The sequence below is a fragment of the Corallococcus terminator genome (assembly GCF_003611635.1).
Taxonomy (GTDB): Bacteria; Myxococcota; Myxococcia; order Myxococcales; family Myxococcaceae; genus Corallococcus; species Corallococcus terminator.
In genome coordinates, this window is sequence record NZ_RAVZ01000322.1 from 1 (window position 1) to 11,191 (window position 11,191).

Genomic DNA, 11,191 nt, shown 5'->3' on the forward strand with positions numbered 1-11,191 from the left:
CAGGTCGCCCTGCCCCGCCCCTACGTCTGCTACGCGCTGATGGCCGGCGCGGTGGCCATGTTCTTCCTGGGCCGCTCGCTGGGGCAAACGCTGGTGGCTCCGGACGGGACGGTGGTGGGGGTGTTGAAGCCGCTGGCCCTCTTCGGCCCGGCGGTGCGGGACGGCGAGTACTGGCGCCTGTTGGGCATGGTGTTCGAGCACGGCAACGCGCTGCACCTGTTCTTCAACATGTCCGTCGTCTTCACGATGGGCCAGACGCTGGAGCGCGGCATCGGCAGCCTGCGCTTCCTGGCGCTGTCGCTCGTCACCGCGCTGGGCGGCTCCGCGTTCGCGCTCTTCTTCAACTTCAACGTCCAGACGGTGGGCGCCTCCGGGATGATCCTCGGCTGGGGCGGCGCGATGCTGCCCATCGCCACGCAGCAGGGCCGCAAGGACCTGTACTTCTGGCTGGTGCAGGTGGCCGTCATCAGCCTGCTGCCCGGCGTGAGCTGGGCGGGACACCTGGGCGGGTTCCTCTTCGGACTGCCGTGCGGCATGGCCCTGCGCCAGGGCCGGAAGTTCTACGCGCGCGCCATCCCCGTGCTGCTGTTCATCGCCGCGGCCCTGGCCCTGGTCGCCTCCCACCCGGAACGGCACGGAGGTTTCTGACATGGCCGAAGCGAACGTGCGCAGCGTCTGCATCTTCTGTGGCTCCCGCTCCGGCGTGCGCGCCGAGTACCGCGACGCGGCCACGAAGCTGGGTGCGGCGCTGGCCCGGCGGGGGCTGACGCTCGTCTACGGCGGCGCCAGCGTGGGGCTGATGGGCGCGGTGGCGGACGCGGTGCTCGCGGGCGGCGGCAAGGCCGTGGGCGTGCTGCCCCACTTCATGGACGCGAAGGAGCTGGGCCACCCGCGCCTGACGGAGATGCACCGGGTGGACTCCATGCACGCGCGCAAGGCGCTGATGGCCGAGCGCGCGGACGCCTTCATCGCCCTGCCCGGCGGCTTCGGCACCCTGGACGAGCTGTTCGAGATCGTCACCTGGGCCCAGTTGGGGCTGCACCGCAAGCCCATGGGACTGTTGGACGTGGACGGCTTCTTCCAGCCGCTGCTCGCGCTGGTTCAGCGCATGGTGGAAGCGGGCTTCGTGCCGGAAACACAGGCGATGCCCTTCGCGGTGAGCCCTTCGCCGGACGCGCTGTTGGACCGCCTGCTCGCGGGGCCCACGATGCCGGTGACGTCGAAGTGGCTCAAGGACGGCCAGCAGACTTGAGGGCCGCCGGCCGCGGGCTTCAGCGCGCGTGCACCTTGAGTTCCGCCTGCCCCAGCGACGAGGCCACGCGCAGCGTCACCTGTTCGGTGCCTTCGGGGATGACGGGCTGGCCTTCGGTGAAAGTGCGCGGGAAGCGGACGCGGTAGCCCACCCAGAAGAGCGTGGTGTACGGGTAGTAGGCGCGCACGTTGAGGTCGGCGCGGCCGATGCGACGGACCTCCACAGGGGTCACTTCTCCCGCGGGCGTCACCAGGGCCAGCCGCCAGATGCTGTTGCGGTTGGCGAAGTCGTCGTAGCGCATGTCGTTGACATGCACGCCCAGGAAGAACTCGTGGAACTTCGCGGCCTCGGCCTGCTCCTCGGCGAGCAGGGCCTCCACCTTCGCCGCGGGCAGCACCTGGAAGAGCGCGCGGCGGCGGACGCGGGCGGCGCGGAAGGCGGGCGACTGCAGCGTGGCCCCCGCGAAGACGCGCGTGTCGAAGCCGTCGTAGATCTCCTTGCGGTCCGAGTACCGGTCCAGCGCCGCCAGGTACGCGGCCTCCTCCTTCGGATTATCCAGCGTGGGCGCGGGCTCCCCGACGAAGGGGGGCGCGTTGGCGCAACCGCCGAACACGCCCAGCAGCACCACGGCCAACAGCAACCTTCTCACGGGATGAAGTCCTTGCGCGTGAACAACGTGGTGAGGCGGTGGCCGGAAGCCTCCACGGCCTCGCGTCCCCCCTCCAGCCGGTCCACCAGCGCGAAGGCGCCCAGCACCGTCAGGCCCTCCAGCTTCGCCCGCTCGATCGCCTTGAGCGTGGACGCGCCCGTCGTCACCACGTCCTCCACGATGGCCACCGGCGCACCGGGGCCCAGCGCGGACAGGCCTTCAATCCACTGGCCGGTGCCGTGGCCCTTGGGCTCCTTGCGCACGATGAAGGCGTGCAGCGGCGTGCCCTCCAGGAAGCTGGTGAGGCTCACCGCCGACGCGAGCGGATCCGCGCCGAGCGTCAGCCCACCCGCGGCCACCGCCGACGGAGCGTCGCGCCGGATGGCCTCCAGCAGCAGCCGGCCGACGAGGTAGTGGCCCTCGGCGAGCAGCGCCGTGCGCTTGCAGTCGATGTAGAAGTCCGACTCCTTGCCGGAGGAGAGCACCACGCGCCGCCGCTCGAAGGAGCGCTGGGTGAGCACCTCCAGGAGCCGGGCGCGGTCGCGACTGAGCGGTTCCGCCATGGCCTACAGACCCTCCAGGTACTTCACCAGCTCCGCCGAGTAGCGGACCTGCATCAGCAACTCCGCGCGCCGGGATTCATCCAGCGAGGAGAACACGTCCGCCAAAAGCGACAGGTCCTGGTTGAGGGCGCCCATGCGCTGCGCGACGTCCGCCGCCAGCTCATCCGCGTCGATCTCCTCTTCCACGCCCTCGGGCGCCAGCGAATCCTCGGTGGCGAGCGCCTTCTCCAGCATGTCGCGCACCGGCGCCGTCAGCCGGCCTTCGGCCTCCAGCGAGTCCCGCTTGGCCGCCAGCGTGTCGTGCTCCACCGGCGAGGCGTGGATGGCCTCCGCCAGGGACAGCAGCAGCGCGTCCTCGTCGGACAGCTCCTCGTGCACGCGGACCTGCACCTGGTCGCGCTTGAGGAACCTGAGCGCCGCCACGCGCCGGAAGCCGCAGATGAGCTGATAGCGCTCGTCGCCGCGCGGGCGTACGTCCACCGGGAACAACTGCCCCAGTCGCGCCAGGTCCGTGGCCAGCTCGGACACGTCGCCTTCGTCCCGCAGACGGAAGGTGGTGTCCTCCTCCAGTCGCTCCAGCGGCAACACCATCGCCGTCACCTGTCCCATCACGCGGGGCTCCACGTCCTCCGCGAGGGGCGCCTTGTCCGGGGTCGCCACGTCTTCTTCCGCGCCGCCATCCGGGCCGGGCGCTTCTTCCTGGCTCGCGCGGCTCGCGACGTCCCAGATGCCGGCGCTCAAGAGCGCGGCGTCCACGCCCGACACGGGGCCGGAGCGCGGCTCGTCCTGCGACTCGGCGGGGCCTTGCGTCGCGTCACCGCCCGACGGCAGCTCGACGTAGCGGCCCGGGCCCGCGTTCTCGGTGGAGGACTCGGAGCCCGTTGCGGCTTCGGTCGTTCCACCCGCGTCAACACCCGCTCCAGAGGCCACGCCGGACCCGGAATCCGTCGCGAATGCACCGCCCGGCTCGCTGCCCGTTCCGGATGCCGCACCTGCATCGGGGTTCGTCGCGGACGCCGCGTTCGCATCGCCGCCGGTTCCGGATGAAGCACCTGCATCGACGTCCGTCCCGGACGCCGCGCCTGCGTCGGAGCCCGTCGTGGACGACGCATCGGCATTGCCCGCGTCGGCACCACCGGAGGATGCGTCCACGGGGCCAGCGCCGGCATCCACCGGGGCCTCGGAGGCGTCACCCGCTCCACTGCTTGATTCCGCTTGCGCTCCACTCACGGCGTCGCCACCCGCTCCCGCCTGAGAGGCGCCTTCCGAAGTCACTTCCCCACCCGCGCCCTGCGCGTGCGAGGTCCCTGCCACGCCCTCGCCAGACTCCGGCGGAGACGCTTCGGACGCGCCCTCCTGCTGGGACGGCGTCGCGTTCTCCCCAGGCGTGCCCGGCATTCCTTCCTGTCCCTCGGCCCTGTGCTCGGCGTCCATGGTGGCACCCCCGGTTGTTCCACCCACGCGCCGCCGGAAACGACGGCGCGGTGGGCGGGCTCTAACGGGACTTCTTCACCACGACCTTCTTCTTCGCGCCAGCCGCCACCACGGGAGACATGGGCCTTGTAGCACTGCTCGCCTGCTCAGTGGGAGGCGGGCGCGGCGGCTCGGGTGCGCGCGGGGTGAACGTGGGCGTCGCGGGCGGCGGCGGAGGCAGCGGCTTGCTGGCCGGAGCCGACGGCCGGGACACCACCGTGGCCGGCGCCGTGCTCGTGGGCGCGGGACGCGCTGGAGGCGGCGGCGGGGTCGGAGCGCGCGGGGGCGCCGACGGAGGCGTCGGGGGGCGCGGCGGCGTGGCGCCGGGCCGCACCGTGGGACGCGTGACGGCCTGGGGACGCGCGACGGTGGGGCGCTCGGCCGGCAGACGGCCCGGCTCCACGTCGCCCATGTCCACGCGACCGCGGAAGCTGGCGCCGTCCACGATGATGACGCGGGGGGCGCGGATGTCGCCCACCATGCGGCCTTCGCGGGTCAGCTCCACGCTTTCGGTGGCGTTGATGTTGCCCACCACCACGCCGCTGACGATGGCGTTCTTCACCGCCACGTTGGCCTTCACCACGCCCGAGGGCTCCACGATGAGGGTGCGGCTGAGGGTCAGTTCACCCTCGACGCGCCCGCGGACCGTGAGGTCCTCGTCACCCGTGAGACGACCGCTGATGAGGATGGAAGGCCCCACCACGGTGTTGTCCACGGCATTGTCTGCGAGCTCCTTGGCGGTGGCCACGGATCAGCGCTCCTTCATGTCCATGTCGACGTTGCCCTTGAAGGAGGCACCGTCGGCGATGAGGATTCGCGGGGCCTTGATGTCGCCCACCACGCGGCAGTCCGTCTTGAGCTCCACCTTGTCGCTGGCGACGATGTTGCCCGTCACCCGGCCGGCGATCTCCACGTTCTGCGTGTCGATGTCCGCCTCGACGACGCCGGAGCCCTCCACGTAGAGGCTCTCCTTGAGGGAGATCTTCCCCTTCACGGTGCCCTGGATGACCAGGACCTCGTCACCGGAAATCTCCCCGTCGATGACGATGCTCGAACCAATGACCGTATTCGCCATGAGTGTTGTCCGCCTTCTCGAAGCTTGCGCCTGGGGGGTCCGTGGGACGAACCCCGGTGGATGCTAGATGTCGTCCGGCAACTTCACGTCCATCTCGATGGAGCCGTTGAACACGGCCCCATCCTCGATGACGACGCGCGGGGCCTTGATGTCGCCCGCAACCTTCGCCGAGGCATTGATGGCCACACGGGTCGACGCGTCGATGTTGCCGCTCGCCTCACCGTTGATGGTCAGTTCCTCGGCGCGGATGTCCGCCTGCACCTTGCCGGTGCCCTCGATGGTCAGGTGGTTCTTCAGGGCGATCTGCCCTTCCACGCGTCCTTCGATGACCAGGTCTCCTCCGCCCGTGAGGTTGCCCCTGATGACGATGCCCTTGCCAATGATGCCCGTTTCACCCTGTGCCATGAGGTGATCCTCGCCAGCGCCTGCTCCGTATGGGAGCGGGGCGACCTGATTATGTCAGAGATGCGCGGAGATCCAGCCGGAGATGTCCTGGAACACCGTCGAGCGATCCCGTTCGTTGAGCGGTTCGTGCCGCATGCCGGGGTACTCCTTGAACTTCTTGTCCGCCGTCCCCGCCGCCTCGAAGAAGGCCCGCGCCGTCGCGGGAAGCGCCACCCCGTCGTCCTGTCCGCACAGCACGAACAGCGGCACTTGAATCTTCGGCGCCAGGAGCAGCGCCTGGGCCTGGGCCGCCGTGGACTCCACGAACCAGCGCGGCGTGGCGAAGGTGATGTACAGCGGGTCCTCGCCGACCGCCTTCTGGATGTCCGGGTCGGTGCTGAGCATGTCCGGGGTCAGGCCGGAGCTGACATGCATCCACGGAATCACCGAGCCCACCATGCGGGCGGCGAGGACCTTCGCCGCGGGCGGGGTGATGGCCAGCTTGAGGTAGGGCGCGGAGAGGATGGCGCCGGTGAGGCCCTCCATCCCCTTGGCCAGCGCGTGCACCGCCATCAGGCCGCCGTGGCTGTGGCCCAGCAGGAAGATCTTCTGGGTGCCGGCGGCGGCGCGAACGCGCTGCCAGAAGCCGTCCAGGTCGTCGAGGAATTCAGGCCACTTGCTGGCGTAGGCGCGGCGTCCGTCGGCGCGGCCGTGGCCCCGGTAGTCGAAGCCGTGCACCGCGAAGCCGTCCTGCACCAGCGCGTCGATGACGGGCCGGTAGCGGCCGATGTGGTCGCCGTAGCCGTGGACAATGGCGACATGCGCGCGCGGAGTTCCCGCGTCCGGCAGGTCCAGCGTCCAGAACAGCCGGGTGTTGTCCTTGCCGGTGAAGAAACCTTCGTCGTGGCGGGCCATGGGTGCCAGGACCTTAGCGGCCCGGCGCTGGCGAGGGTAGCGCCTTCAACTTGCGCTCCAACGCCGTGCGCTGGCCGGCGGGTTCGGCGGCCTCCGGCTCCAGGGTGAGCACGTCCAGCGCGCGCTTCCAGGACGCGGCGGCATCCGTGGCGCGGGCGGCCTTGAGGTAGGCATCCCCCAGGTGCTCCAGGATGGCGGGCTCGTCGGGGGCCAGTTCCACCGCGCGCTCCAGCAGCTCCACCGCCTTGCGTGCCTCGCCGCGCTGGAAATAGACCCAACCCAGCGAGTCCACGTACGCCGCGCTGTCGGGCCGCAGCGCCAGCGCGCGCCGCACCAGCCGCTCCGCCTCGTCCAGGTCCCGGCCGTGCTGCGCGAGCAGGTAGCCGATGAAGTTCATCGCCGCCGAGTGCTCCGGCGCCACCACCAGCACCGTCCGCATCCGCGACAGCGCCCCGGCCACGTCCCCCTGGCGCTCCAGCGCGGCGCCCAGCGAGAAGAGCAGGTCCTGATCCCGGGGCGAACGGGCGACGGCGTCGCGCAAGAGCGTGAGCGCATCCGCGGGGCGGCCCTGGCGCTCCAGCAGGGAGGCCAGCGCCTCGTAGGCCATCGCCGCGCCCTCCCCTCCCAGGGCCTCGCGCAGCACGCCTTCCGCCTTCGCGGGTGAACCGCCGCGCTCCAGCGCCCGGGCGTAGGCGACGCGCAGCTCCAGGTCCTCCGGCGTCTCCTTCACGGCGGCGCGGTAGAGCACCAGCGCCCGGGCGTGCTCTCCCGCCAGCGACAGGCAGCGGGCCCGCCGCACCCGGGCGTCGAGGAACACCTCCGAGTTGGCGGGCACGTCGGCGAAGGCCGTGGCGGCGGTGGAGAAGCGGCGCATCCGCTCGGCGACGAGGCCTGAGTAGTACGCCAGCCGGGGCTCGTCCGGCGCGTCCTTCCGGGCGGCGGCCAGCACGGCCTCCGCGGCGGAGGACTGGTGCGCGGACAGGTAGCTGAAGGCCACCCGCACCGCCAGCTCTGGGGAGGACGACAGCGACAGCAGCCGGTCGAAGTACGCCCGGGCCCGCGTCACCGAACCGCCCTTGAGCGCGGCGCGGCCCGCCGACAACAGCACCTCGCGGCTGTCCGGATCCGCCTCCAGCGCGCGTGCGAGCGCGTCCTCCGCCTCCTTCGCCCGCCCCGCGTCCTCGTACATGCGGGCGAGCGTGGACCACACCTCCACGTCCCCCGGGTCCCGCTCGGCGGCCTTCGTGAGCAGCCGCTCGGCGCGGGCCGTGTCTCCGCGTTCGGCCAGCGCCAGCCCCAGCCGCCGGTAACCGGAGGCCTCCCCGGGCAGCGCGTGCGCGAGCGCCTCCACCACCTTCACCGCCTCATCCGGCGCCTTCGCGTCCAGGTGGAGCTGCGACAACACCAGGTACGCCTCCGGGTCGCGTGGGCGCAGCGTCATCGCGCGGCGCAGGTGCTGGCGGGCGCGAGAGAGGCGGCCGGACTCCATCAGCACCCGGCCCAGGAGCACGTGCGCGGGGTAGTACGTGGGGGCCTTCTCCACCGCCCGGCGCAGCTCGCGCTCGGCGCGCTCCAGATCCCCCAGGCGCGCGTACTCCTCACCCAGTTGGGTGAGCAGGCGCGGGTTGCCATCATCGGTGGCGAGCGCCAGCCGCAGCTCGTCCACCGCGCCCCGGTGGTTGCCCTCCAGGTGCAGCAGGCGCGACTGCAGGTAGTGCGCGTAGCTGGCGGACGACGCGGCGGGGTCGTCCTGCGCGGCGGAGTCCATCGCCTCGCGCATCGCCTCGCGGTCGATGTGGGGGGCCGGGGCCTTCCTGGCCGGAGCCTTCGCCTGCGGGGGCGGAGCGGCCCCCGCGCCCCCGGCGACCAGGGCGAGGCACAGCACGGCGGCACGGCTGAGGAACGGGAGCTTGCGCACGCGGACGCCGAGTGTAGCGCGGCGCGCCCCCTTTTTCCCGCGGTCAGGGGGGCGCGACCGGAACTAGAGGGCCTCGGGCGGCGGAGCGCCCAGCTTCTCCAGCAGCTTCTCCACCGGGTCGCTGTCCTGGCTGACGTCCGCCAGGGCGGCGCGGTATTCGATGGAGGTCACCTTCTCCACGTCCGGCATCAGCCGGTTGATGACCGTGCGCGCGGCGTCCGCGTTGCACTCGGGCAGCACCACCGCGAAGACGCCCTGCCCCAGGTGGGCAATGGCATCCGGGTGTCGCACCCGCTTGCGCATCACGTCCGCCATGTTGGAGGGCAGCGCTTCCAGGTTGCGGTCCGGCCGGAGCACCGCCAGCGTGAGCGAGCGGTGGTAGCGCCGGCTGCGGGCGACCTCCTGCTCCAGCCGCAACAGCAGGCCGCGCCGGTCGTGCAGCCCCGTCGCGGGATCGCTGCCGGTGCGCCTCTGGAGCGGGGTCGACTTGTCCTGCTGTTCCTTCTCACCCTGGCGCAGCTTGAGGGCCCGTTCGGTGCGGTTGAGCAGCTCCACCGCGTTGAACGGCTTGGCCATGTAGTCCACCGCGCCCAGGTTGAGCGCGCGGACCTTGTCGGCCACGCCCTGGTGGGCGGACAGCAGGATGACGGGGATGTGCGCCGTGTCCGACGAGGACTTGAGCGCCATGGCCGCGTCCAACCCGTCCAGCTTGGGCAGGAACACGTCCATCACCACCAGGTCCGGCCGGGACGCGCGGGCCTTCGCCAGGCCCTCCGCGCCGTCGCGCGCCACCTCCACGCGGTACTTCGAGCGCAGCACCTCCGACAGCACCGCGGCGATCTCCGGCTCGTCCTCCACCACCAGCACGCGAGGCTGCTCGGGCGCGGCGCCGGGCGCGGGCTGCGGCCGGGGGTTGCGCGCGGCCTCCTGCGCCAGCGGCAGCGTGAAGACGAAGGTGCAGCCGCCGTCGGCCGGGCTCTCCGCCCAGATTTCGCCGCCGTGCAGCTCCACGAACTCCTTGCAGATGGCCAGCCCCAGCCCCGTGCCCTTGGGCCCGTGGCGGTAGCGATCGAACACGAGGTGCAGCTCGTCCGGGGGGATGCCCACCCCGTTGTCGCTCACCATCACCCGCACCGCGTCGCCGTCCGGCCGCGACAGCCGCTGCGTGCGCACCACCACCTCGCCGCGCGTGTCGCTCGCGTGCTGGATGGCGTTGCTGATGAGGTTCTGCAGCACCTCGTGCAGCTTCACCTCGTCGCCAATCAGCATCAGGCTGTCGGGGCACTCGGAGCGCAGCGCCACGGCCTTCTCCGCCGCGAGGATCTCCAGCTCCCCCACCGCGTCGCGGCACAACTGCGCCACGTCCAGCACGCGCGGCTCGATGGACAGCCGCGCCGCTTCGCCCTTGCCCTTCTCCAGCAGGGACTCGACCAGGGTGAGGATCTTCCGGCCCTGGCGGATCATCGCCTCCGCGGACTGCTTCTGCTGCGTCTCCAGCGGGCCTTCGAGCAGCAGCCGACCATGGCCCAGCAGCACCTGGAGGGGCGCGCGCAGGTCGTGGCTGCACACCGCGATGATCTCATCCTTGAGGCGGTTCAATTCCTTCAGCCGGCGGTTCGCGTCGTTGAGCTCGCGGTAGCGCTCCACATACGCCAGCTCCAGGTCCTCGCGCTTCTTCTTCACCGCCGTGTGCAGGCGCGCGTTGCGGATGGAGTTGGCGAGCACGCCCGCCACCGCCTGCGCGAACTCCTGCTCGTCGCGACCGATGGACGCATCCCCCCGCGACACGCGCAGGAAGAGCGCGCCCAAGAGGTCGTCCTGACAGATGAGCGGCTGCACCAGGATGGACTTCACGCCCTGGGGCAACAGCGACGTGCGCACCTCCGCCATCAGCGGATCGCGCTGCGCCTCTTCAATCAGCACCGGCTGCCGCGTCTCCAGCGCGCGGCGCAGCTCCGGATAGCGCGCCACCTCGATGTCCAGTTGGACGAGGCTCGGGTCCTCCTGCGTCGCGACGACCGTGGCCGTGCGCGCGTGGCTGCCCTCCACCAGCACCACCGAACAACGGTCCGTGCCGGTGACCTGGCCCACCTTCTCCACCGCGATGCGGAGGATCTCCTCCAGCTCCAGCGAGCTGGTGGCCGCCTGGGTGATCTCCAGCAGCATCCCCATGCGCAGGCGGATGCGCTCCTCGCGCTCCTTCAGACGCCAGGCGCGCAGGGCCGACTCCAGCCGGGGCACCAGTTCGTCCGCGCCGCGCACGAAGTCATCCACCGCCAGGCGCTTGAAGGCCTCCGCGGAGCGCGCGCGGCCCTGGTCCACCAGCACCGGCAGCCGGTTCAGTTTGTCCACCTTGCGGACGGTCTCCAGCAGCTCGGCCGCCCGCTTGGCCGTCACCGACAGGAGGACCACCTCTGGCTGGAGCTGGTCCACCATCTCCGCCAGCCCACTCTCCCGTTCGGTGGTGCCGCACTGGTAGCCGCTCGCCGTCAGGCGCTCCACCAACGCGTCGCCCGCGGCCTTCGCCGCCAGCACCAGCACCCGTCCCCGCTGCTCCGACGCCAACATCTCGATCCTCACGGCACGCCTCCGCCCCGCCCAGACAGGGAACGACACTGCGAAAGCCCGTTGGGTGCGTAAGGGGTCATGGTCGATTCTGGATCATGCCGTCTAACCCGTCCGTGAGCCAGCAGATGGACGGGACTCTCCCAAGGGAGAGGGGTGAGAGAAGGGGCGCGACGTATACCCCGGCCCGGCGTCAACGCCCCGGATTCCGCGCGCGCGTGACGTTCGGATGACCTCGAAATATCGGGGCCACCTCTGCTCGGAGAACAGAAGTCGGGCCCCCACCGGAACGCCATGGCTGTGACTTTCTTCCCCCACCGCCCTGTCGTGCTCCCTCGAAAGCAGTGGTGGCAGGCAGGGAGGACCCGGCGGGTTGGGCCCTGGCGAGCAACCGGCG

11 protein-coding genes are annotated in these 11,191 nt (G+C 71.3%); 2 read left to right on the forward strand and 9 right to left on the reverse strand.

Annotated features, from left to right (window positions below; all coding sequences use genetic code 11):
* Together D7V88_RS33000 and D7V88_RS33005 are read left to right on the forward strand one after the other, a co-directional pair.
* A partial coding sequence (locus D7V88_RS33000; protein ID WP_372241140.1) for a rhomboid family intramembrane serine protease occupies nt 1-648 on the forward strand: 648 nt, incomplete at its 5' end.
* Between the two features lies 1 nt (nt 649).
* Nucleotides 650-1,252, forward strand: a complete 603-nt coding sequence (locus tag D7V88_RS33005) for an LOG family protein (RefSeq protein WP_120544595.1) — start codon at nt 650-652, stop codon at nt 1,250-1,252.
* A 19-nt stretch (nt 1,253-1,271) separates the two neighbouring features.
* On the opposite strand, the gene D7V88_RS33010 is transcribed toward D7V88_RS33005, so the two are convergent.
* The 9 genes from D7V88_RS33010 to D7V88_RS33050 all read right to left on the reverse strand — a co-directional run bounded on the left by D7V88_RS33010 (nt 1,272) and on the right by D7V88_RS33050 (nt 10,794).
* Nucleotides 1,272-1,901, reverse strand: coding sequence for a hypothetical protein (locus D7V88_RS33010; protein WP_120544596.1), 630 nt, complete (start codon nt 1,899-1,901; stop codon nt 1,272-1,274).
* Complete coding sequence (gene pyrE / locus D7V88_RS33015) at nt 1,898-2,464, reverse strand: orotate phosphoribosyltransferase (RefSeq protein WP_120544597.1); 567 nt, start codon at nt 2,462-2,464, stop codon at nt 1,898-1,900. Before pyrE ends, D7V88_RS33010 begins: the two co-directional genes overlap by 4 nt.
* Before the next feature lie 3 nt (nt 2,465-2,467).
* Nucleotides 2,468-3,616 (reverse strand): ParB/RepB/Spo0J family partition protein, encoded by a 1,149-nt coding sequence (locus tag D7V88_RS33020; protein ID WP_244238522.1) that lies wholly within the window; start codon nt 3,614-3,616, stop codon nt 2,468-2,470.
* Between the two features lie 343 nt (nt 3,617-3,959).
* A complete protein-coding gene (locus D7V88_RS33025) occupies nt 3,960-4,685 on the reverse strand; it encodes a bactofilin family protein (protein ID WP_120544599.1) in 726 nt (241 codons plus the stop codon).
* Nucleotides 4,686-4,688: 3 nt separating this feature from the next.
* Nucleotides 4,689-5,012, reverse strand: coding sequence for a bactofilin family protein (locus D7V88_RS33030; protein ID WP_120537551.1), 324 nt, complete (start codon nt 5,010-5,012; stop codon nt 4,689-4,691).
* A gap of 63 nt (nt 5,013-5,075) precedes the next feature.
* The gene (bacN, locus tag D7V88_RS33035) at nt 5,076-5,417 is read right to left on the reverse strand and encodes a bactofilin BacN (RefSeq protein WP_120537550.1); all 342 of its coding nucleotides are present in this window, start codon (nt 5,415-5,417) and stop codon (nt 5,076-5,078) included.
* Nucleotides 5,418-5,471: 54 nt separating this feature from the next.
* Nucleotides 5,472-6,311 carry an alpha/beta hydrolase gene (locus D7V88_RS33040; RefSeq protein ID WP_120544600.1) on the reverse strand — a complete coding sequence of 280 codons (840 nt, stop codon included), beginning with the start codon at nt 6,309-6,311 and terminating at the stop codon, nt 5,472-5,474.
* A gap of 13 nt (nt 6,312-6,324) precedes the next feature.
* Nucleotides 6,325-8,091, reverse strand: coding sequence for a tetratricopeptide repeat protein (locus tag D7V88_RS33045; RefSeq protein ID WP_120544602.1), 1,767 nt, complete (start codon nt 8,089-8,091; stop codon nt 6,325-6,327).
* A 201-nt stretch (nt 8,092-8,292) separates the two neighbouring features.
* Nucleotides 8,293-10,794, reverse strand: coding sequence for an ATP-binding protein (locus tag D7V88_RS33050; RefSeq protein WP_120544603.1), 2,502 nt, complete (start codon nt 10,792-10,794; stop codon nt 8,293-8,295).
* Nucleotides 10,795-11,191: the final 397 nt, after the last annotated feature.

Bases quoted from the DNA above. Each gene is read 5' to 3' on its own strand.
- D7V88_RS33005 (WP_120544595.1), top strand. From the start codon at position 650: ATGGCCGAAGCGAACGTGCGCAGCGTCTGCATCTTCTGTGGCTCCCGC.
- D7V88_RS33040 (WP_120544600.1), bottom strand. From the start codon at position 6,311: ATGGCCCGCCACGACGAAGGTTTCTTCACCGGCAAGGACAACACCCGG.
- D7V88_RS33030 (WP_120537551.1), bottom strand. From the start codon at position 5,012: ATGGCGAATACGGTCATTGGTTCGAGCATCGTCATCGACGGGGAGATT.
- bacN (WP_120537550.1), bottom strand. From the start codon at position 5,417: ATGGCACAGGGTGAAACGGGCATCATTGGCAAGGGCATCGTCATCAGG.
- D7V88_RS33045 (WP_120544602.1), bottom strand. From the start codon at position 8,091: ATGCGCGAGGCGATGGACTCCGCCGCGCAGGACGACCCCGCCGCGTCG.
- pyrE (WP_120544597.1), bottom strand. From the start codon at position 2,464: ATGGCGGAACCGCTCAGTCGCGACCGCGCCCGGCTCCTGGAGGTGCTC.